Raw genomic sequence first — 23,066 nt, forward strand, 5'->3', positions numbered from 1 at the left:
TTTTTTTTTGAGAATATGATGACAAGTTCCAATCCTCCCGATGTACGAATGTATCTGATTCCCAAATCCCCATGCATTTGGGAAACATGATCCCCAAATTGTTTTGCAGCCTATTTTCCAACCAAATACCAAAAAGATGAAAACCTCGAACAGTTTCAGATTCAGCACATTGGGCACATTCATGCTCGCTTTTCTTTTGATTTGCATTGCCTGTAGTCCCAAGGAGGAAGACCCCACGCCTATCACCCCAACTCCCGAAACCCAAAAGGATATTGAGGTAATCGATGCCAAGATCAATACGTTTTTGACTACCCACAAAATCCCGGGAGCTTCTTTGGCGATTTCCAAAAACGGTAAGCTCGTGTACAAAAAGGCCTACGGCAAAGCAGATGTAGAAGCGAATGTGGACATGACCACTGAGCACCGGTTTAGAGTCGCCAGTGTTTCCAAGACCTTTACGGGAGTCGCGATTATGCGCCTCGTGCAGGCCGGTAAACTTACACTCGACGACAAAGTATTTGGGCCTGGAGGAATTCTGGGAACAGAATTCGGCACCAAGGCCTACAGCGTGCGGGTTCTCAATGTGACTGTAAGGCACTTGTTACAAATGACGACCGGTGGCTGGGTATTGTCCAACGACCGCGATGCGATAGATTCCAATCCTGCGATGAACAACAAGGCCTTTTTTGATTGGATGCTGGACAATACCCTGCTCAAACACGATCCAGGTTCCCGTTTTTGGTACATCAATACCAACTATTTTGTCGCCGCGAGGGTGATAGAAAAAGTATCGGGCAAGTCCTTCTATCAATTCATGAAGGATGACTTCCTGGACCCACTTGGAATCGGCAGCGCCATCATGGGCAAAGGCACGCTCAGCGGAAGACACCCCAACGAAGTCAAATACTATGGGCAAGGTGGGACAAAGGGATTTGAGTACAACATCGCTTTGGAGCGAAGGGATGGTGACGGCGGCTTGGTGATCAACGCGAGTGATCTACTCAAATTCGTAACCGCCATCGATGGCTTGCCTACCAGACCCGACATTCTGAATGCCTCGACCTACAGCCAATTTCTGCAGGGTTCAGGCCCGGCACCCCTCAGTCCAGACTTTGGAAATGGCATCGTCAGATGGGGAAGTAGGCTGTATTTCTATGGGGCTTTGCCTGGAACCAGGTCGTCCTACATGACGGAAAGCAATGGAATGGCAGTCGCGCTTATCTTCAACGGCAATGCAGATTATACCAATGCGGCCGCCAACAATGCCTTTGTGCAGGCCCACCAGGCCCTCTTGGTGGATTTGCTCACCAACAATCTTACGGTGTACCAAAACATCGACCAGTTTTGATTTTTTCATTTGAGGCAGCTACGATCAGCCGGGGGGATCCTCGGCTGATTTTCTCAGAAAGTGTGATGACATCTCCCAGTCAACCCGATGTATCTGTAGAGGACAAAGGGATCTCTTGCGCTATGCCACCTGTATCTTATTCCTTCAAACGTTCCTTTTCTATAATATCCTTGACTTCAGTAAGGTTGCCAGGTAGATTCCTGGAAATAATATCCCAAATTATGCGATAATCAACTCCAAAATACTCATGGGAAATCCTGTTCCTTAGCCTGTACATTTCTTCCCAGGGAACATTGGGGTAGCTGTCCTTGATTTTTTTGGATATGTTTTTACTGGCTTCTCCAATTACCTCAAAATTCCGGATCACTGCGTCAACTGTTTTGTAATCCCGTTTGAAAGAATTGAAGTCTAAGCCATGGATATATTCTTGAATTCGCTCCATCGCCAATACGATGTCTTCAAGATACAAGATGTTGTCTCGCTTGCTAGGTTTCAAATGTATTTTACTTGGTCTAGGATTGGTCTTTTTATCCTTTCTTTCAATGCTTCTTTAGTCACCAAGTCGATGCTAAGTCCGAATTCCTTTTCGAGGAATTTCTCCAGTGTAAAAAATTCCCACCCAATCGGTTGGGAAAACTCAACCAACAAATCCAAATCACTTCTTTCCGTCTGTTGTCCAGCAGCATAGGAACCGAAATACCCGATTTTGCTAACATGAAACCGATCTGCCAAAAGTGGCTTCAATTGTTGAAGTTTGGACTCTATGTCAACAGCTTGTCCCATATTTCAAATTTAACCAAATTCTCGATGATTCATTTCCCCTACCCAAATGATGAATGGCATTTACTTTTCGATGGATTTCAAAGCAATCAGCTATCAACCCCACCTGGCAATAATTTTCTGAATTTATGCTGATGACATCTCCCTGCCAGCCCGATGTATCGGTACTAGGCAAAGAAATTGATTCAAAGCCAGAATTGAGTATATTTCTGCTAACATGCAGAAAGATACTTTTTACACACAGGAGCAGTTGGTCGATGGCGTCCGCGCCAATGATGCCGCTATCCTGCGCTGGCTTTACCAATCCCAATACCCCAAGGTACGGAAGTTTGTCCTCGACAATAATGGCGACGAGGACCAAGCCAAGGACCTTTTCCAAGAAGCATTTATTGCCTTTTGGGGCAATATCAAAGACAATAAATTCCAGCCCGAAAACGGCAGCGCCCTCACGGGATACTTGTACCAGATTGCCAAAAACAAATGGTTGGACTTCCTCCGGTCCTCGCAATTCAAGAAAACCGTCCTCCTCCAAACGGAGCATGACAAGATCGACGAGGAGGAAGACAACGACTGGATGCAGTACCGGACATTGGTAGCCACAGAGATCAATAACCTCGGGGACAACTGCCGGGAAATCCTGCGGCGGTTTTACTTCGCCAAGGAATCCATGGAGCTGATCGCCAAGGCCTTTCAATGGACGGAAGCGACAGCCCGCAACACCAAATACCGCTGCATACAGCGCCTGAGAGAAAAAGTAAAGACCCAAATAAAATCCTAGACATTGGAAAATTCCAACCACATATCGCAAGAAGAGTTTGAAAGGATCGAGCGCTACCTCATCGGGGAAATGCCGGAGGCGGAGCGACTTGCATTTGAACAGCAAATGGCCGCCGACGGCTCCCTACGTCAATACGTAAAGGAAATCAAGATCATCCTTGAGGAAGTCGAAACGACCAATCTCCGCCATACGCTGGACAGATTCCACGAAGAGATTGCTGCAACAAAAACAGTACCCCTATCCTTGCAGTCCAAGAAACTTGCCTGGATCCCCTGGGCGGTGGCCGCATCGCTTATACTTGCCTTGGGCCTGTGGGTACTTGTGGGTGGTGGACAGTCCGAAAACGAACGCCTCTTTACCGCCTACTTTGAGCCCGATCCGGGATTAGTGACGGCCATGGGCGTCAGTGATCAGTACGAATTTGACCGGGGAATGGTCGATTACAAAATGGGCCAATACCAATCCGCTATCAACCGTTGGGAAAAACTACTGCAACAAAAGCCAAAAAACGACACGCTGAATTACTTTTTGGGAGCATCCTACTTGGCTTCGGAGCAAGGTGACAAAGCCGCAGCCTATTTCCAGACAGCGTTGGAAAGTCAAAACAGCATCTTTGCCGATGACGCTTGGTGGTATCTAGGACTGACTTGGCTCAAGCAGGGGGAAATCGACAAAGCGAAAGACGCCCTCCAACGCAGCCAAAAACCGGAGGCGAAAAGGCTGATGGAGGAAGCGAACATGAGATAAAATCCTGCCTTCGTGACCTTTTCAATACCAATTAACCACGCTGGAATTCTTTCAAAAACTCAGAGGGCTTCATTCCCTTGAATTTTTTGAAAGCGACAGAAAAGGAATTCCGGTTATTGAAGCCGCTTTTCTCAGCCAGAGCCTCTAGTGTGAGGTACTGGAATTGTCCTGATTGGATAATACGGCAGGTCTCATCGATCCGATGTCTGTTGATCAAATCGTGAAAAGTTGAATCTTGGATTTGGTTGATGTAGTAGGTGAGTTGGTAAGCAGGGATCTTGGTGTCCTTTGCCAAGTCGGCGAGTGTGTAGCCTTTTTGATATTCAAAACTTCTTTCAGTTTCCCATCCAATAACGCTGATTTCTCAGCTGGCCATACTTCTGTTGTTTTTGGGTCTTGTTCGGCTTGCTCCTCCTGCACCACGCGGAGGTATTCAAATTCATTGTGGCCATAGAGCACCTTTGGGAAAAACAAAATGGCGAATCCCGACCCCAATATCAAAACGGAGGCGGTAAGATGGGAAAGATCATATTGAAGATTTCCCATTTTTAACAGATTGGCCGCCAAATACGGAAAGACCATCAAGGACAGAAAAGCCAAGTAGATGACCATCCAATTGAGCCAGGGCCGCTCGAATTGCGGAATTTCCTTTCCCCTATATCGCTGAACCAACAGTCGAACGCAAAGAAACAAATAGATAAGAATGACAAAGGTCCGAAAGAGCGTGTGGAAATTTTTGGGGAGAAACAATGATTGGTTATACGCCACAAATAGCTGCGGATCATAGATCTCTTGCATGATTAGCGCTCTTTTCTCCGCAATTGACATCCCAAATAGCACGTGGGAATAGTCCACCACAAAGAGAAACGCCGGAAGGAAAAAAAGCAGGTCCCTCTTTGAATGTGAGTTTGGATAAAGCACGGCCCTGATGTACAGGTAGAAAAAGGCAGGAAATAACAGTCCTGCGATATTGCCGGTCCGATAAAGTGCCGGAAAATGGACGAAATTTCCGGAGGAAACCAGCCAAGCGATGAAGGTACCGTATGTCAAAGTGAAGAATGAGAAACCCAAAAAGACGTTTGGGGCATATTTACGCACTCCAACATAAAGCAACACGGCGGAAATCACCATCCCAAACAAATGGGAACCCAAATAAACCAGATCCTTGAAGTGAATGACGATTTCCATCCCAAAATTCAAAAGATGAAAATTGGAGGAAAAAACGTTCAAATCAAAGGGAGATGTCTTTTTCCCCCAGAATGAGATGAACGCTTAAAAAATCACATTCTTCCTAGGACCTTGTTGAAGGCCACGCCAAACCTCCAAGCATCCTTCAATTGAAAAGTGGAAAAAACTGAGCAACCCGAAAGGACTGCTCAGTGATAAATCATCTGCTATCGACCTCCGCCAGCACTTCTCAACATCTCTTCGATTTTGGTTAGGTTGAATGAACCAGGAGTTTGTGAAGGTGGATAATCTTTCATTGTCATTAGAAACTTCGCCGCAAGTCCTTGAATTGGCACGATCACAAAAGGACGGTCCAAGAACCAATCGTTGTAGGTATTGGAATTGTGTTGCGCTTTCTCGAATGGATCTCTCCGCAGATTGAAGAGCAAAGGCGCACGAAGCTCAACGAAAGGCTCCCGCCACACGCCAAAGGCTTCGCCCCTGTTTTCCAAAAACACAACTTTCCAGTCACCATAGCGTGCAGCCACCACTTGGCCATCGTCATTGACATACCAAAACTCATTTCTCGGAGACACCTGGCTTTTTCCAGTCAGATAGTCGAGCTGATTGTATCCATCGATATAGTTCTTGTAAGTACGGCCATTGATGGTAGTCCCTTTGAGGAGCCTGTCCTTCACATTGGTGTCGCCTGCGATTGCGGCAAAGGTCGGCAGCCAATCTTCGTGGGACACGATGCCGTTGAGTGTGATTCCTGCGGGGAATTTGCCGGGCCAGCGTACAAATGTGGGAACCCGGTAAGCACCTTCCCAGTTGGAGTTCTTTTCGGAGCGGAAAGGAGTGGTACCTGCATCCGGCCAAGTATTGTAATGGGGGCCATTGTCGGTAGAATACATCACAAGGGTATTGTCCGCGATTCCCAACTCGTCTAGAAGTTTGAGCAATTCGCCCACATGCATATCGTGCTCGACCATGCCATCACCATATTCGTCCTGTCCAGAAATACCGATGTGCTCATCTTTCACATGGGTGCGGAAGTGCATGCGGGTACCGTTCCACCAGGTGAAGAAAGGCTTACCTGCTGCTACCTGTTTTTTGATAAATTCCTTTGCCGCGGCGACGGTCTCATCGTCGATGGTCTCCATACGCTTTTTGGTCAGCGGTCCAAGCTCCTTGATGGTTTGTCCACCTTTGCCATCTGATTTGGTATGCAGAATTCCACGTGGCTTGAATGTCTCATAAAAGGTCTTGCCATTTGCCAGAACCATATCTTTTGGGTAGTCCCTATTTTCGGGCTCTTCTTCGGCATTGAGGTGGTACAGGCTTCCCATAAACTCATCAAAGCCATGCATCGTGGGCAAATGTTCGTCCCTGTCGCCTTGGTGGTTTTTGCCAAATTGCCCGGTGGCATAGCCTTGGGCTTTCAACACAGTTGCCATGGTTACGTCGGTTTTTTGCCAGCCTTCTTTTGCACCGGGCAAACCGACTTTGGTCATCCCCGAACGCACCGGAACAGATCCACTGATAAATGCCGCCCGTCCAGCGGTACAGGACTGCTGTGCATAATAATCCGTAAATGCAATCCCCTCCTTAGCAATCCGATCGATGTTGGGTGTGCGATACCCCATCATGCCACGGTTATTGTGACTGATGTTCCAGGTTCCGATGTCGTCGCCCCAGATCACCAATATATTGGGTTTCTTTTGGGCTTGTGCCTGACTAAGTGGAACCACGCCTGCCAGCAGAAAAAACAATAAGGTTAATCTTCTCATAATTAGTAAAAGGTTATGTTGAATTAAAGGACACAAAAAGTAACATATCAATGGCAGACACTTCTCTTTCATTGTCTCGCGTTTGTCATATTTGCTTCAATGATGACAAATGCCAAAAACGCGACATCTGTCTTTTTTCCTCTAGGTTCATTTTTTTATCACTTTGTCTGAATCATTTTTTGCCCAACTGTCATTTTTTACCAGTTTCCAATTCGAATATTCACTAGTTTCCTTGAAAATACCCCCCAACCCAATCATGGATAACAGACGAGCCTTCCTCAAAAAGGCCGGAGCGCTTGTAAGTGCGTTTTCGGCACACAGCCTATTCCAAGAGCTGCATGCTGCAACTTGGAGCGAATTGGAGGAACGTTACCGGCATTTGGAGCCCTTGGAAATGGCCCAAAACGAGGACTATTGGGCTGTCATCCAACAGGGATATTCGGCCTCCGCCTCTCCGGTCATTATCCTCAACAACGGCGGCGTATCGCCCAGCCCGATTGTGGTGCAGCAAGCCGTAGAAAGGTTCAACACGATGGCCAACCAAGGCCCGTCCTACTATATGTGGAAAATTCTCGACCAAGGCCGGGAAAACCTAAGGGCGGCATTGGCGCAATTAGGAGGCTGCGACCCCGAGGAAGTAGCGATCAACAGGAATTCCACCGAGGCCTTAGTGACCGTCATTTATGGACTAGACCTCCAAAATGGGGACGAGGTAATCGGTTCTACACAAGACTATCCGAACATGATGCAGGCTTGGAAGCAGCGTGCAATGCGGGAAGGAATTGTGTACAAGCAACTCACTTTTGACTTTCCAATCGAAAACGATGACATCATCGTGGAAGCCTACCGCAAAGCCATCACGTCCAAAACCAAACTGATCCATCTCACCCATGTGGTCAATTGGAACGGTCAGATCATGCCCGTCAGAAAAATCTGCGACATGGCACATGCCCAAGGTATCGAGGTCATCATTGATGGGGCACATTCCTACGGCCTATTGGATTTCAAGATTCCGGACTTGGGCGGGGATTATTTTGGCACAAGTCTGCACAAGTACCTGTCGGCCCCGATTGGCAGCGGGATGCTGTGGATCAGAAAGGAGAAAATCGGCAAGGTTTGGCCATTGGTCTGTGCGGGTGACCCAAAAAGCGGGGATATCCGGAAGTTTGAGAATCTCGGAACCCGTAGCTTCCCCATCGAGCAAGGGATCGGCGAGGCACTCAACTTTCACAATGCTATCGGAACAAAACGGAAAGAGGAGCGTGTGCGCTACCTCAAAGATTATTGGGCGCTGAAAGCCAAGGAAATCCCGGGTGTCCACATTCATACTTCCCTCAACGCAGAGTTTTCCTGTGCTTTGGCAGGGGTATCGGTAGAAGGATTGACTCCGTGGGAACTTGAGCGGGAATTGATGCTAAAATACAAGATCCATACCTCCCCGATTTCAGTCGAAAATATCCACTTGGTCCGGGTATCGCCACATGTGTACACCAAACTTTCTGATCTGGATCGATTGGTAGAAGCACTGAAAAAAATCGCCTCCCAGGTCTAAATGCTGCTCTTGTTGCTATCAACCCATTCTTTCAATTTTTTTGACTGGACCTTTTCGATTTCGAAAGAAAGATCTTTCAAGTCTTGAAGCATCAGGTTGATCTCGGAATTGAGTTGCTCGTACATATTCGCCCGATCGGTCAATTCATCACTGTTGTAGCGCCCTCCGGTGCCAAAAAACCTATCCCTTAATTCGGCCCGATGTTTTTCCTTTACCTCGTCATAGAAGGCCAAACTTCTCCAATTTTTGATAATCTGCTCTCTCTTGGCGGGTTCTGCATCAGGATTGTCAGCGACATAATTGAGATAGTACCAAACCGGAGCGGGAAAAACCTTTGACACAGTCGGGGCTTCCCATATTTCCCTTAGATGGTTCCTTTCATGGGAAAACTCAATTTCCTTCTCGTTGAACAACATCAGCAAACCGAGGGAAGCCTCTGTGATACCTGTACCCAAACCGACCAATTCTGGCGCCTTGCCCTGTCCTACCAAGGCTACAGCCATGATCGCGCCCACACCTCCCACGACAATGGAGGCAATGGTCAGTCTGGAAGTCTTCTCATTTTCCTTACCCCTGAGGTAGTTAGCAACTTGATATATCCGCTCCTCTTCACAGTTGATTTCAGAAACGACAGATGAGATTTCCAGTTCAGCAAATTCGATTTGTTGGGAAAGCTGCTGGAACCGCTCCAAATGCCGTAGGCGATTTTCCAAACTTGGATTTCTTTCAAACGACTCGAGGCTGGCCAGATAGACATTCAGTAGCTCCAACATGCCCATGGCATGGGCGATATTGATACTTGAAAAGGAAAAGTTTTCAGCGACGACAGGGGCAAGTTCGACACTATGGATAGGTGCCGGGATTTCGTCCTCGTGATAGTTGTAATAGTATTGTTTGTAACAGTTATTGTCCCTATTCCTGGTATAAAGCGTAGGTTCATGAATCGTGGTGCAGGCCATCGACAGCATCAAAATCACTGGAATCAATCGGGCTTTCATGGGTTTTTATTGACTTTTTTTCTCAAAAACCTGATCAATAAAAAGATCCCGAATCCTATCAGATAGAATGGCCAAATCGTCACGAATCCGACCAATATCGTCAGCATTCCATTCCAACCATTGCTGAGTGCATTCAGAATCCTGTTACCAAATCCTTTCTTTTGGGCGGAATTGACGGCGTAGGGGAGCTCTTCGTAGAATGTGACATTCAGGGAACTATATTGGATCTGGCTGCTGAGGTAATTGAATTGGCCCTGCATCATTTCGATATCGGTGCGTACCTCGTTGATGTTTTTTTCAATTTCCAAAATGTCCTTTATCTCGTTGGCTTTTGTCAAGAGCTCCCTATACCGCTGCTCCAAAGCATTTTTGTTTTCGATGCGGGTTTTGAAGTCATAGTACTGCGCAGTCACGTCATCAATATTGGCAGTTTTGTATTCAATGCGCCAGGCTAGTGCAGAGATTGCATTCAAAAGGCTATCAAAATAGGCGCCCTCCACCCGGATGCTCAGTTGGTAGTTTCTGCGATACTGATCATTGGATTGGTTTTCATTCTCGATGTACGCCTTGTACCGTGGCAGGAGGCCTTTGATTTGTGCGTAGTCCTTGTCCAAATCCTGGGATTGGAAAGAAATATTCCCGGACTTCCGGATTTTCTTTTCGACAGGGGCTGGTTCTTCGAGATTGGATTCTGAGGCGAAAGGAGCGGGCTGTCCGGTACTCGGAACTTCGACTATTGCATCATCATTGATGATTTCACTGGTTGGAACATCCAGGCTACCTCCCCCGCAAGCCGCGAGGATAAACGTAACGATCCAAAAAAGCTTCATGGTTTCAATAAGTTTACCTTAAAAATAAAGAAAAAATTCGTGCAAAATAACGCAGCTCGGTAGACAAAGCTTTACATCACTTTTCTTGCCCAAATCCTGGAACCGAAGCTCAGTTGTAATCCCCTTCCCCAAAATTCAGTTCAAAAAGTGGCTGTCCGGTTCGGTCTTTATAATGGTAGGAAAGTCTGGTCTTTTGTTCACGAAACAAGCGCATGCCCTCGTTATCTTTTAGATTTGCCAAGATCTGGGCGGAAAGGTATTGCTTTAGGTCCGCCTCGTCAAAATTCCCCTTTTCCAGATTCGTCAGCGTGTAATTGTAGCGAAACTCGTTCTTTCCCACGATTTCTGTATTATCCAAGCGGGTCTGTTGATCTACCTGCATCGGACAGCCCTTGTTGATTTCCTCCGAAAGCAGGTGGAGTTGTTTTTCGTAGGGGCTTTCCTGATTGGAAACCTGCGTGTCAGAAACTGTTCCTTCGCTGCTTACTCGATGGTAAATTTTCTTGATAACAAGAGCGGTAGTCAGTACGACTATCAAAGCCAGAAAAATGTAAATCTTTCTTTTCTTGTCTTGCAATGATTTGGAGGCTTGAGCCATCTTGATGGAGTGTTTGCGTGTGGGCTGGGAATGGAAAATTACCTAAATTTTCTTAAATCCAACCAACCTGTCGCCAATTCCAAGAAATCGTAACGCTTGGGCATGGATTTCATTTGACCCAACATCCGCGAAAAGGGATTTCCAAGAAGGCAATTGTGCTCAGGAGACAGACGTCTCCAAGACCGGCTTTTGGGAAAGATTCATGCGGCGGGATCTCTTTTGCTTCTTTTTCGTCCTTCTGTTCCACCAAATCAACGTACCTGTGATTGGCAACGACGTCGCCACGAGACAAGCCAAAAACCAAACGAACTTGGTCGCCTGCCCAAAAATCTCCCCAGTATGTAGGCTCTTCACGGAGCGGCCGATTTGTTGCCGAAAACTCAAATCGGCAAAAAGCTTGGCTTCGACAAGCTCGAGACGCGATTGTTCAAATGAAAGTTGGTCAGCGCCCGCCCTTGCCCAGAAACCTGTCCGGGACTTGCTGACGCTGATGGGCTCGTCAGCGTAAGGAGGAATGGAAATCCTGACGTTCCCGGGGTAGGAAAGCTGCGCCTGTGTTTTTGAAAATACTTCATCCAGTGAAAAATCAGCCGTAGGTAATTTCGGTGCTTCGATTTCAGCTTTCGGTTCTGATTTGGGGGCTTGGAAAGTGTCCCAAGTCTTTTGCCAGCCCTCCTTGTACCATTGGAATGACCAGAACGGTCCGGTCACGGACATGATAAAAAGGAACACCAATGAATAAAAGGCGAGAGTATTGTGCAAGTCATGGTTGATCCGCTTCCAATTGCCTGACCATTTGATTTTCAGCCCTTGTCTCCAACCGTTTATTTTTTGCGGAAACCAGATTACAATACCCGTCAAAACCCCGATCAAAAAAAGCATCGTTGCGATTCCATTGATCAAGCGCCCCAATTCCATATTGCTCATGGAGGATAGGATGGGCTCTTTTACCTGATCAAGCAGCAGCCATCTGTGAAGCGAAAACATATAACCCATCCAAGTTTCGGCAGTGGTCTTGTCTTTGTTGGATGCCAGAATATCTCCGGTATAGGGATCTACATAATAATTGATGGGGAGTTCTTCCTCAGTCCTTTTTAGTGAAAAGATGACGCTGCGGTCTTCGCTGCCATAAATCTGCACAGAAGTCACTTCCCCCTCCAGACTGCTTTCCAGCTGTGTCTTCAGATGATCCAGCGGAACTCTCTCCGAGCCCGGCTTCACCACGTACCGATCCTTGTCTGACCACTCGCGGATTTCGGTGTTGTAGACGTAAATCGTGCCGCTCAAGCAAACGGCGATCACCACCAAGCCCGCGGTGAGCCCCGCGTAGAGGTGGATTTTTTGGAAGACTTTACGAACGACTTTCCACATACAAGATCCTGAAAGGCACAAAAGTAAAGAAAATTTATTTTATTTAGATTTAATCTAATCTAAACTCAATGAAAATTTTTTTCACATGCATCCTTCGATCGAAAAAGCAGAGAAGTCATCCCAAGCCGTTGTAAGAAAGCAAAAAAGGAAGGCTCTCGCCCTCCCATTGTGATTTAGAGTATAACCTTTTCTTTAGGGAAAATTTAAAAATCCTGAGTTGACCCAGCGGTCTTCCAGGCTGATCTTGCTCCATCCGTTGTTATCTTCTACGACAAAGAGTTCCTCCCCCTTCCCGACGGTGCCAACCATCGCATAGGTATTTTGCGGGCCACTGCGTACACGGAGGACATCAGCCTTGACGATGGCATACTTAACAGGTTGGGTAAATCTGGTGGCCACCCAATGCGATTGGGAATTGGAAATCCTGGACCAGCCGTTTTGCTCGTCGTAGACCCGCAGGATAGAGCCGGTCAGTAGGGGTTCACGGTCCGCCACGACCAATGCCGTAGTGGTAGGAGCGTCGCGGATATTGAGCCGTGAGGCGGTTACGACTGCGTATCCCTTCAAGTTGGGACTGGAGGTGGCGGGCTGATATCCATCCAACTCCCGCTGCACCAAGGGCAAAAAGTGCTTGGTGGCATCATAGACGGAGTTGCCGCCAAAGAAATTGGTACCCGGACAGGACTTGGTATTCCTGCCGCCGTTGTTGCGCACGCCCGAACTCAGATCAAACCAATGGTGGTACACGATGGAATACACATTGACTGGCAGGTTGAACCGCTTGCAAAGCATGGCCGTCATCTTGACGATGGTATCGCGTTGCTGGGGAGTCATATTGTCACCACCCCTATCAAAATTCCCGAAATGCTCCAGACAGATGGCATTCGAATTTTGCCCGTATATGCACGCCGGGACACGCTCCAAGGGCCTGCCAGTGAGGATCGTTCCATCCGGGAAAGTGGTAAAATGCTGACCGATGTCCGCCCAACCGTTGGCGCCGATATGGTGATTCCTCATCGCCTGCTGCCGCTCAAAGTGGTTTCTCCCGTCGAAATGCGCATAGCTTGGGTTCCAGGTGTGGTGTTGTTGGATGTGAAGGATCGTCCGTCCGACGCGCTGTTGTCCAAGCCAGGTTCCGAACTCGGCCAGGGTCATTTTTGTGAATCCATGTCTGCTTTCCATAGCGTAAAAATCAATGTGTAAAAAGCGATAGATAGAGATTGATAAATTTAGTGAATTTTTAGAATAATATTTAGAATATGACTGTCAAGACTAACAAAAAGTAAATCACATACAGCATTCAAATTCGTTCCACCCAATCCCTCCACCTGCTCAAGGATATCTCCATGAGAAGCATCCTATGCCGCAGACATGGAATATGTAAACTGGGTATACGGAGTATCTAAAATTCATATACGGAATATCTCCTGTTGGGAGTTTGGGTGGGGAGCACTCACCAAGCAGACAATGTCAGCGCGTGAATTAGACATTAAGCAATTCCCATTCTCACCTAGGGGAACTTGATCACAAAGCCAAGTCCAACGGAGGCGCCGACCTTTCCGGAAGAATCAATTGTGATGGGGACTCCTGCTTTGGCTGAAAGTGCATCGGTAATCTTGAAGTTCAATCCAGGTGTGATTTGCCCGGAGGGACCATCCTTTCCATAGAGGAATTTCCCCGCAAGCTCAGGCGAAAGTCTCCCATTGGGGAAAAAGACCGCCTTGCCGTCTATAGACACTGAGGGTTTGTACTTGAAATCCGTTTCGGCAGAAATACCCGACTCCAACTTCAGCCGGGCGTCAAACAATGTCCAACTCCCACCCACCTTGATAAATCCTTTTGTTTTGTCGGGCTGGGTTGGATCAGAGGTTGACTCTTCCGCCTTTATCCCTGTAGACGCCGACAGTCCTGTCCCTTTGTCTTTTGCCGCCAACTCAGCAGATGCTGTCCGAGCATCTCCTGTGGTTTTTTCCGAAGCTTTTGCGGTAACTCCCTCCCCAACAGATTGCTCCGTCGAGCGGGTTGTCGTCGCTTTTCCTTTGGTTTCCCCTTTTGTAATGTTTTGCTCGGTCACCACCTCTACCTTCGTTTCGACTTTTGGGGTTTCCTTTGCTTTATCCTTTTGTTCCTCCCCTTCCCTTTGGATAAAATTGTGTCCCGAAAGTTCTTTTTGCTGGATCGTGTGGGCGAGTTCATGGGCCAATAACCGCTTGCCCAATCCACCCCTTGGATCAAAATACTTTTTCTGAAAGAATATATCCGAACCAAGCGTGAATGCCTTGGCGTTGATATCCTTGCTCAATTGGGTGGCATGATCGTCGGTATGAATCCGTACGTCCGAAAAATTCCGGCCAAACGAACGCTCCATTTGCGTCTTTGCATCCTTTGGAAGCGCGGTTCCGTTGGAAGACTTTGCATCGGAAATGAATGCCGGTCCTGGATGTGGCGTCGCGGCCTCTCTGGTCGATCCCATGATTTGCCCTGCCAAATCTGCCGCCGCCGTCTCACGCTGGTCGGAGGGCAGGCTCACTTTCGTATCCTTGCTGATCTGATTGGACGAAAAAAAATCCCCCTTCCGGGTGAAATTTTTGGGTTGCGTTGTGGTTTTCTGCTCTTTCATCTGTCCCTTCTTTTTGCGGATTCATCATTTGTCTTACTTCAAAATTTACTTCCCCTCCTTTTCCAATTCCCGCCTGATACCGCGCAGTAGCTGTTCCTTGGAAAGCACATAATTCCCCGTTTCCAGGCTGGTGAGAGAAAGGTATTGGACAATGTTCACGATATGCGAACCCGTCAGTTCGTAGCGCTCCGCAATCTCGGGCAAATGGAGTTCCCTACTGGCTTGAAGCTGGCTTGGGAGGGATTTTTTCCACAAAGCCAATCTATCCTCTGTCCTCGGAAGCGGGAAATAGATCAGTGCATTGAATCGGCGGATAAATGCCGCATCGATATTGTTTTTGAAATTGGAGGCCAAAATGACAAGTCCATTGTAGGATTCTATCCTTTGCAGCAGGTAGGATACCTCTTGGTTGGCGTACTTGTCATGGGCGTCACGTACGCCTGTCCGCTTTCCGAAGAGTGAATCCCCCTCATCGAAGAAGAGAATCCAGTCCTTGTTTTCGGCCTTGTCAAACAGCGTGGCGAGGTTCTTCTCCGTTTCCCCGATATACTTAGAAACCACCATCGACAGGTCTATCTTGAATACATCCCGACCTGTATATTTTCCCAAGAGCGCCGCCGTGACGGTTTTTCCCGTTCCGGGCGGACCGTAAAACAAGGCGCGGTAGCCGGGTTTAATCCGCCGTCCAATATCCCATTCGCGGAGAATGGTATCTTTGTGCCTAAGCCAAGCCTGCAGTTCTTCGATCTGTTGCCATACCTGTGGTGGCAAGACCAAATCCTCCCAAGACATGTTGGATTGGAGGTGTTCTGCGGGGAAATTGATGCTGAGCGTCGGCAGGCTGATTTTTCCGGTCATCAGTACTTCCACATATTCGGGATCGATGGAAAGCCTGCCGCTGAGCTTGGGTTCTCCATTTTTGACGGGCTCGAGGTACAGTACCCGGTGCTTCACCAGCGGATTGTCCTGGTCGAAAAGCGGAAGAAAACTCAACCGCCGTTCCAGGTTCATCCCGGCCAAAATGAACATCACTGTTTCTCCCGTCGCTACCATTCCCCGTGAATTCTCCCCCTTTGTCCCACCAAACTCAGGAAATTCACCACCCTGTGGAAGGTAATCCCGGATCAGCCGTTCAAAAAAGCCCGGCACCAAGTGGGGCACGATCGCCGCAGTAAGCAGAATGATGTTTTCGTCGCTTAGCTGGTAATGTCTGAAAAAGGCCAACAGTGGGTCGCTTTCGGTATTTTCCTCCAATACAAACTCTGGCTTGTGAAACGGTTTTTCATGAAAAAAATGGTCAAGCCGGTTGCGGATGGCTTGCTCCAAAAATGAAAAAGCAGGAATGAATGTACTTTTCATAGAGGTTCGATTAGGAAGGCGTATGTGTCGGTGTGGCCGCGCAGCAGTCCCAAGTGCCACCGACTCTTCTGGTATTGGCTACATAGCCGAGGAAATCGTCGCCTGGATTGGTCAATGTGGCCCTGAGAATTCCGGCGTCAGCGACCGAACTCGCCACAAAGGAGGAAGGAAGCGTCTTGGTCGTATAAAGGGTTCCGCGCATCACCCAATTACCCCTCGAGCCTGCACGAAGTGGACGGGTAAACATATCATTTACGCCGCCGAGGATCGGTCTTACGTTACCATTGCCATCCACGCTCCATGCCTCCCAATACCTGCGAATCGGTTGCCATCCGGTGTAGGCAGATCCATCGCACATTGTAGCATTGAAAGTGTTGTCGATCCGCTGGATGATGAATCCGTTGCGCATGGTGGTTCGGAATCCAACCTGCCAGTTGAACTCAAACGGCAAGCCGGGTGCACAGGTGTTGTAAGTCCGCGGCACCACGTCGACGGTGGTGACGGTATTGTCGACAGCCAAAGTCTCCGCTTCATGGGTAGCGCCGGCGGCGTTCAATTCTGCAAGGATGGTTTGGGTGGTATCTGCGCCCATTTTTCCATCCTGCTCCAAGTCAAACATGGCTTGCCACCGGACCACCGCTTCGACAAATTCCTGGTCGATTACTGCGGGATATTGTGCAATGCCGATCACATCCCGCACGTTCATGATATTGTATGGATCATGAAACCGCGTCTCGTTATACCTGATTGCTGTTTGAATCTCGGCCTCAGTCAATTCCCTCGCCTCTGCCGTCGGATTGGGTGGCTCGACCATCAAATCACGCTGGATCATATTTCCCCCAATCCCAACTTCCTCGTCAAGCTGCTCTGCAAATCCACCACCGCCTGTCTGCTGGACGACATGCGTCAGTTCATGGGCCAAGAGCTTTTTTCCTGAACTAGATTCCGGGTTGTATTGTCCCGAGTTGAAAAAAATATGGTTTTGATGGGTAAATGCCCGTGCGTTCAGTTTTCTATTGATTTGATGGGACTGGTGGTTGTCGTGAATCCTGACGTTTCCAAAGCCTGTTCCGAACCGGGACTCCATCCAGGAGCGCGTATCCTTTCCCAAAGCTTCACCTCCACCTGACTCAGACCGGATGGCGGATTCCACTTCGCCATCTGCTTCCCCGCCTTTGGAAAATCCCTTCATCTGCACTTTTTCCTCTTCTTCGCATTCCGCGCATTTTCTTTGAATCTGTGAAATGAAAAGTCCGCCAACCCCGCCAAGTTCATGTACAGACTTCCCCTCTGTAGCGAGGACTCTGTCGGCGATGGTATCAGCTTCTTGCTCGTACTCATCATTAGGGGCATTCACGGTGAGTTTTGCCTGAAAAAATGGCGATCTCCTTTGGGCATTGTTCCCCGATAAGGATTCTTTTTTTGAAGCGGTGGAAGCCATAATCTCTTCGTTTTAACTCCAATCCACGTACATTATTTCGTTCATCCAAGGCAACTTGATGATGCCAATTTCCCAAGGCAACTTGCCGAGAAGTACATCCACGGTCTTGCGCTCGATCTGAAGTTTCCATCCATTTGTAGCGGGAATTATCTTGCCTTCCCGCTGGAGAAAAGTCTCCCGCAGACCCGCATTACTGGTGTTTTTCAAAACAGCCCAATGCTGGATTACCTCCGAAAGCATTGCTTCGCATTCCATTTTCCAAGCGTCGGGCAACTCAATCTCAAGTTCCAAAACCTGGTGCAGGGGAATCCCGAGTAGGACTTTGATCAACGGGAAATGATTTTCACTCAGCGCATTTTCGCCCCAAACCAAAAACTGTAGGACTTTCGCTGCTGCCATTTGCGCGTCAGGAGAGATGAAATGCCCCTCTTTTTGCAATCCCAGGGTATCCAAAAGTGCCGGAACAAAGGGGTGCAGGAGTACCAAGCCCGCATTGGAAACATATATGTCCTCCAATACTTCCTCGTGAGGTCCATCTTTCTGGGGCATTATAGGCGTTTGTGCTGTGTTGGGGGATGAACTTGGGTCTGCCTTGGAAGCCTGCAGTTTATCCGCAGTACTGGCATTTGAACCGGTATCAGGGCTTTGATTCATCTTTTGTTTCTCAAAATTGGAAAATGCTTTACCCAAGTCCTTCGCCAATACGGGCTGCGTGGCAGCTACCTTCTGCACCAATTGGCCTACTCTTTCCAAAAACCCAACCTGAGTTTCTTGGCCATTGAAATTAAAAAATTCCCAAATTCTACCCGGATTTTCCATCCAATGTACTGAAAAAAACTCGGCCAGTACCGGCACCTGAGATTCAGGTTGCACCTCGATGATCCTTTGAAAGAACTGCAGCCAGGCGGTACTGGAAACCATAGGAACCGAAACAATGACTTCAAAAACTGACTCAAAAAAGAATCGGTTGACGTGGGCTTTTTGTGCGGCAAAATCCAAGAAATCCCTGATCTCTGGAGGCGGGTTATCTGCTAGGCGGTTTACGAAATCCCATCGAAAAGCCAATGAAAAACCCCGATGAAAACGCATGCGAAAGACCGAGGACTTCCTCAAAAACGCGGCGAGTTTGAGGGCTTGGGAAGTAGTCATGTCAAGACCCTTTTCCAATTCCATCGGCGCAGAAAAGGGACTGTTCCATGGGAAATAGCCTTTCTCGAGGAAAAATACCATTACCTCTTCGGCCTGCTGCTTGATGGTCTTTTCATACCTGGGATTCATGCGGACACTTTGGAGTTTCTCTTCCAACAGCTTGGAGATAGCCTGCAGCATTTCCTCTTCCCAATTTTCACCAGAGAGTTTCCCGCAGTCCAAAATAAGCTTGTCCAACACGATCGTCGCGCGAGGATCGGCAGACCGGTCAAAAGCCTTTTGCAAGAGGGGTTCAACCTTTTCGTAAAACAACAATCCCAAATTATCCTGCAAACCCAAAGCCCCCTCCATTCCTTCAAATTGGACTTGGAGGGAGGCTGTATGGATTTTATGGTTTTGGGCTCTATTCATCCTTTAGAGGATTTCTCCCCATTTTTTCAGCAAGTTCAGGTAGTTTGGTTTGGCGCTGACTTCGCCGTTTTGTTCAGTCTGGGCAATCGCTACGGCGATGTCATTGCCTATCCTGCTGAGGATTTGTGCCTCCAATCGGCCCAATTGCCCCCTTTCGCGTAGCGCTGCCCAATCCCGGGCGTGCCTTAACATCACCTCAAATACATTTGCCAAGGGAAGTTCGCCTCGATCAAAATCTCCTTTTTGGACGCATACAATATACATCAACAGTAATGTGAGAATCCTATAGAGTTGGAGTGCCAGCCCCCTCAGTTCTTTGGATTCCATAATGATGTTCTGCAGCTGATTCAGCCAGGTGATCAGGGTTTTTTCGAATCCCCCATCGCCGAATACTTCGCGCAGGAACTTGATTTGATCATCAATATTCGCTCCCGAAACCTTGCGCAGCTCTGCAAAAAACTCCTTGACCTGCCCATAGGATTGGAACATTTCCACAAACCGCTTGAACTGGTCCGTGGTACCTCCTTTATCAAACGATTCAAAGAGCCTAATGATCTCTTCCAAAGACCCGCAGTTTTTCTCCCGCGGTCCATCGTCAATTACCCTAATGGCTACAGAAATTCGGACTGTGTCCGAAGTGAAATTGCCGGCATTATCAGTCACCTTCAGGCCAAATGTATATTCTCCGGGCATAAGTCCCGAAACGTCCGTCCTTGCTTGATTCGGTGTTGAAATGATCGCGGTTATCGGCCCATCCTCCTGTTTCCATTCAAAGCTAAGTGCAGCACCCTCAGGATCAGCCGATGCGCTGCCATCCAGAATCGCCCTTCCTGGACTGTTGGGATTGGGGATCAAGATACTTTGGTCCTGTCCGGCATTGGCAGTGGGTGGCTGGTTTTGTCTTCCCACAACCGTTACTTTCACGGCATCTTGTGCTGACAGGCCCTTATCATCGGTGACTTTGAGTGAAAATTCATACTCGCCAAGGGCTGGCACAATCACCGTTGTTGCGACTGTATTTGGAGTCTGTATCGTCGCGCTAGGCCCACTCACCTGTGTCCAAGAAAACGCCACCAGTTGACCGTCAGGGTCACTTGAAGCAGAGCCATCCAAAACCGTAGAAGTGGGTCTATTGAACGTGAGCGTGACCGTTTGATCCGGACCAGCATTGGCTATCGGTGCTGTATTTGGCCGGGCATTGACGGTGATTGTAACCGTATCTTGGGCCGAAGCGGCCTTGTCGTCACGTACCGTAAGCCCAAATACATATACACCGGGAGATTGGAGTCTGGCTTCAGTGATTGCAGAATTTGGATTCACAATCTGCGCAACGGGACCTGAGGACTGCGCCCATGAAAACAAAAGAGCCGCTCCTTCCGGATCCTTTGAATTGGAGCCATCGAGTGTCGTTGTTGCCAATCCATCGACAGGCATTTCCAGCGTTCTATCCGCTCCTGCGTCTGCGGTTGGTCCTTGATTCTCGGGTTCCTTTTCCTCCGGAATCACATAGGCAATGGGCGGACAGTCGCTATTGATCATGTAGGGCAAATAGAAATCAGCGATCACCGTTCCTTTTGGAATCGGTGTTGCCCGTTCCTTGATTTCCTTGTCCCTGTTGCGCAAGGCATCCAAGACCGCCTTGGATGCATCGCCGAGATTGAGCTCTTTGATGAGGTCTGAAGCAAACTCAAACTCGGTCCGTTTCGCAGCAGCCAAGCTGAGCGATTCGATCTCTTTGGAAACGCTTGGTTTTGAACCAATATTGGCTGATTTCGCCAAGTTTGTGGTAGCCGGCTGCGCTTCCTTGATCGCCAAGCCGGCAAATGCGTTCCGGATCAAATCGAGGTTGAGATTCAGACCCGGATTTGCCAGTTCGGGAAGTGTCAAGACTCTTTCGGTCTCTCCATTGTAGACCAAAATAAAAGTACCTCCTTTGGTGACTCCTGCCTTGTGCTCCATGCCGGGATGCTTTTTGAAGTACTTGTCAAAATTGACAGCAGCATGGTAAGCTTCCATCCGCGACAAATACTCATCCTTGAGTGCAAAAAGCTTTTCATTGGCACATTTGAATAGCAACTCCCGGTTGGAGGCCGTGAAAAATTTCTTGATCTCCTCGTTTTCGGAGTTGGCGGATTCCTTGATCAGACTTTCGACGGTTTTGGAATAGGGCGTCCAGAGTTTTGTGAAGCTGTCTTCCTCGAAAGTATGTAGATCTACCGCGAGCAAGTATTTCACGATCTCGGCCAATTGCTGCAAGAAAATCACCAACAAATCCGGCTGCTTGATGATGTAGTCGTAGAAAGGCTTTTGGTTGACAATGAACAGTCCCACATCCGTGCCTACGAAGTCGGCGAGTTTTTCACCCTCTTCGACATCTTTTAGCGCAAGGTTTTTGATGATATCGACATTGGAAAGGCTGATAGGTTGGTTTTTGGAAATGTCCGATTTTATTGACTTCTGCATATCCACAAGGTTTTTGGAGATGTAGAAGTTCTTTCTCGATACCAAATCTGCGATTCCACGGTCGGGGATAATGGCACGCTTGGGACGGAGGTTACCTACATAGGCAATGATTTGTTGTAGCTGGCAGACGATGCCCGTGATCATCACCCGAAAGTCAGATTCCAAATCCTCCACATGGCAGCGGATATCCCTACCATTGAGGATGGCAGAGAGGTCCACGGCATTCAGGGCGATCACGTCAAAGGGCAAATTGAAGCGTTTTTGCTGTCGGAGAATCTCTGTGAGCGCAGTCCTGTAGTTTTTCCCGATATGTCCTTCGATTCGGAAGGCATTGTAGCGCTCGATATCATAGAGCAAGGGGTTTTTGACAGGCTCAGGCGCATCGGATTGAAGCGCCGCGCGGTATCCCAATGTGAAGCGCTCGTTGCCGTTGTAGGCACGGCTGAAGTACCAAAGCGGGTTGACTCGCTCCCAATCGTAGTAATAAGGAATCGCCCTGTAGGAAATGTAATCGCCACCAAGGGTACTTGGCGTGATGGCGATGGCCTCGTTGGTCCGAAGCTTGTCCCCGATAAACGCCTGCACCATGGCCACCAATCGTTCGAGCAGCATGGCGGCTTCCTCGGCTTTTTTTCCCTGTCCATCCAAAATCGGCGAAGGCTCAAAATAATGCCGCTGGCTATTCCTTCTTCCCAAGCGGGTATTTTCGTGGGCCGAACCGAGATTCAAATGCAGCGGGAAATCCATTTCCTCGGGGCAGCATTCTCCAAACACCTCCCGGGTTTGGGCCCTAAACTCAATATAGGCCTTGAGCAGGTCATCCACAAAGTCATAGAAGTATTGGACGAAAATGCGCTGGGTGGTATTGCCAGAGAGTTTCTTTTTGATTTCGATCAGGTCGAGACCTGCGAGGGGATTTTCCAAAGGAAGGCCCAAAAGCGGTGCGAACCTATCCCAACTCCGAACGAGGTTTTCCGAAAGCCTTTTCAGTGTATTGTCGTCTGTAATCGCAAGGAAGCCATTGAGAACATCCTCTGCCGTGTTCATGTCAGCGACGGGCACGTTGAACCTCTTCAGCAGAATGGAGTTGAATCCCAACTGCCGGATGTAGGTGGATAATTTCTTTTTCACCAAAAGTGTCCTTTGGACAAAGTCCAGCCTGCTTCCCTTGTCGTTGCAGTCTTGGGTATCGCAGTTTTTGAGGTCAATTTGGGAGGCTTCCAGAAAAACAACAACCACATAATCCTGCAACTTCAGCAAGGTGAGCGGTTGCTTCCCTTCAGTTTCCCTATCGCTGTCCGAGATCAGCTCGAGTAAATCCTTTTCTCCGTAGAATGGTACACTGGCGCGATTTTCGGTGCTGCATTGGGTCAAAAAGTAAAGGTCAGTCGGCAAGGCAGGCGGCGTGTAGCCAACGAAATGCGTGTAGTTCGTATCGCAAAGCTGGAAGAGAAAACCCTGGGAACTGAGACCGCAGCCCTTGCTGATGGCAATCGCGGAATTGCTGCTGTTGATTTCCAAACCGCAGACGATACCTCTACCCAGGAGCTTGATGCGCGTCAGCCGTTCCTGCTGTTCCAGGTAGTTCAACAAGTTGTTCAGGTGGGAATTGGACAATACCTGATCAGCTTCAAAGACGGGATATGATTGTAAAGCCTGCATGG

General features: G+C 48.3%; 19 protein-coding genes. 4 read left to right on the forward strand and 15 right to left on the reverse strand.

The window, feature by feature from the left end; genetic code table 11:
• Positions 1–136: 136 nt before the first annotated feature.
• Positions 137–1,348: a serine hydrolase domain-containing protein gene (locus C943_RS21430; RefSeq protein WP_245545539.1), complete on the forward strand. Its 1,212-nt coding sequence runs from the start codon at positions 137–139 to the stop codon at positions 1,346–1,348.
• Between the two features lie 136 nt (positions 1,349–1,484).
• Here the strand turns inward: C943_RS21430 and C943_RS11690 are convergent, their stop codons facing one another.
• Positions 1,485–1,844 (reverse strand): HepT-like ribonuclease domain-containing protein, encoded by a 360-nt coding sequence (locus tag C943_RS11690; protein WP_040480447.1) that lies wholly within the window; start codon positions 1,842–1,844, stop codon positions 1,485–1,487.
• A complete protein-coding gene (locus tag C943_RS11695; protein WP_008627904.1) occupies positions 1,841–2,131 on the reverse strand; it encodes a nucleotidyltransferase family protein in 291 nt (96 codons plus the stop codon). Before C943_RS11695 ends, C943_RS11690 begins: the two co-directional genes overlap by 4 nt.
• A gap of 214 nt (positions 2,132–2,345) precedes the next feature.
• On the opposite strand from C943_RS11695, the gene C943_RS11700 reads away from it, so the two are divergent.
• Both C943_RS11700 and C943_RS11705 read left to right on the forward strand, forming a co-directional pair.
• A complete protein-coding gene (locus C943_RS11700; RefSeq protein WP_008627909.1) occupies positions 2,346–2,906 on the forward strand; it encodes an RNA polymerase sigma factor in 561 nt (186 codons plus the stop codon).
• 3 nt (positions 2,907–2,909) lie between these two features.
• On the forward strand, positions 2,910–3,653 hold the full coding sequence (locus C943_RS11705) for a tetratricopeptide repeat protein (RefSeq protein ID WP_008627912.1): 744 nt from the start codon (positions 2,910–2,912) through the stop codon (positions 3,651–3,653).
• A 31-nt stretch (positions 3,654–3,684) separates the two neighbouring features.
• On the opposite strand, the gene C943_RS21745 is transcribed toward C943_RS11705, so the two are convergent.
• The 3 genes from C943_RS21745 to C943_RS11715 all read right to left on the reverse strand — a co-directional run bounded on the left by C943_RS21745 (position 3,685) and on the right by C943_RS11715 (position 6,610).
• Entirely contained in the window at positions 3,685–3,948 is a 264-nt protein-coding gene (locus C943_RS21745) for a helix-turn-helix domain-containing protein (RefSeq protein ID WP_157198522.1), read from the reverse strand.
• Positions 3,867–4,841 (reverse strand): hypothetical protein, encoded by a 975-nt coding sequence (locus tag C943_RS22040; RefSeq protein ID WP_157198523.1) that lies wholly within the window; start codon positions 4,839–4,841, stop codon positions 3,867–3,869. Before C943_RS22040 ends, C943_RS21745 begins: the two co-directional genes overlap by 82 nt.
• Positions 4,842–5,047: 206 nt before the next feature.
• Entirely contained in the window at positions 5,048–6,610 is a 1,563-nt protein-coding gene (locus C943_RS11715; protein WP_051069593.1) for an arylsulfatase, read from the reverse strand.
• A gap of 256 nt (positions 6,611–6,866) precedes the next feature.
• Here C943_RS11715 and C943_RS11720 point away from each other — a divergent pair, with 256 nt between their 5' ends.
• The gene (locus C943_RS11720; RefSeq protein WP_040480450.1) at positions 6,867–8,162 is read left to right on the forward strand and encodes an aminotransferase class V-fold PLP-dependent enzyme; all 1,296 of its coding nucleotides are present in this window, start codon (positions 6,867–6,869) and stop codon (positions 8,160–8,162) included.
• Here C943_RS11720 and C943_RS11725 read toward each other — a convergent pair.
• The 10 genes from C943_RS11725 to C943_RS11770 form a co-directional block, all read right to left on the reverse strand.
• The gene (locus C943_RS11725) at positions 8,159–9,160 is read right to left on the reverse strand and encodes a hypothetical protein (protein ID WP_008627919.1); all 1,002 of its coding nucleotides are present in this window, start codon (positions 9,158–9,160) and stop codon (positions 8,159–8,161) included. The two genes, C943_RS11720 and C943_RS11725, sit on opposite strands and share 4 nt — an antisense overlap.
• Positions 9,157–9,990: a DUF4349 domain-containing protein gene (locus C943_RS11730; protein ID WP_008627923.1), complete on the reverse strand. Its 834-nt coding sequence runs from the start codon at positions 9,988–9,990 to the stop codon at positions 9,157–9,159. Before C943_RS11730 ends, C943_RS11725 begins: the two co-directional genes overlap by 4 nt.
• Positions 9,991–10,099: 109 nt before the next feature.
• Positions 10,100–10,588, reverse strand: coding sequence for a hypothetical protein (locus tag C943_RS11735; protein ID WP_008627924.1), 489 nt, complete (start codon positions 10,586–10,588; stop codon positions 10,100–10,102).
• 159 nt (positions 10,589–10,747) lie between these two features.
• On the reverse strand, positions 10,748–11,959 hold the full coding sequence (locus tag C943_RS11740; RefSeq protein WP_008627925.1) for a PepSY-associated TM helix domain-containing protein: 1,212 nt from the start codon (positions 11,957–11,959) through the stop codon (positions 10,748–10,750).
• Positions 11,960–12,151: 192 nt separating this feature from the next.
• Positions 12,152–13,141 carry an SH3 domain-containing protein gene (locus C943_RS11745; RefSeq protein ID WP_008627926.1) on the reverse strand — a complete coding sequence of 330 codons (990 nt, stop codon included), beginning with the start codon at positions 13,139–13,141 and terminating at the stop codon, positions 12,152–12,154.
• Between the two features lie 328 nt (positions 13,142–13,469).
• Positions 13,470–14,579, reverse strand: a complete 1,110-nt coding sequence (locus C943_RS21440; RefSeq protein ID WP_008627927.1) for an eCIS core domain-containing protein — start codon at positions 14,577–14,579, stop codon at positions 13,470–13,472.
• 45 nt (positions 14,580–14,624) lie between these two features.
• Positions 14,625–15,938 (reverse strand): ATP-binding protein, encoded by a 1,314-nt coding sequence (locus C943_RS11755; protein WP_008627928.1) that lies wholly within the window; start codon positions 15,936–15,938, stop codon positions 14,625–14,627.
• Positions 15,939–15,948: 10 nt separating this feature from the next.
• Entirely contained in the window at positions 15,949–17,379 is a 1,431-nt protein-coding gene (locus C943_RS21445) for an eCIS core domain-containing protein (protein WP_008627929.1), read from the reverse strand.
• Positions 17,380–17,391: 12 nt separating this feature from the next.
• The gene (locus tag C943_RS21450) at positions 17,392–18,939 is read right to left on the reverse strand and encodes a contractile injection system tape measure protein (protein WP_008627930.1); all 1,548 of its coding nucleotides are present in this window, start codon (positions 18,937–18,939) and stop codon (positions 17,392–17,394) included.
• A gap of 3 nt (positions 18,940–18,942) precedes the next feature.
• The gene (locus tag C943_RS11770; protein WP_008627931.1) at positions 18,943–23,064 is read right to left on the reverse strand and encodes a PKD domain-containing protein; all 4,122 of its coding nucleotides are present in this window, start codon (positions 23,062–23,064) and stop codon (positions 18,943–18,945) included.
• Between the last annotated feature and the right edge of the window lie 2 nt (positions 23,065–23,066).

It is taken from the genome of Mariniradius saccharolyticus AK6, from assembly GCF_000330725.2.
Taxonomy (GTDB): Bacteria; Bacteroidota; Bacteroidia; order Cytophagales; family Cyclobacteriaceae; genus Mariniradius; species Mariniradius saccharolyticus.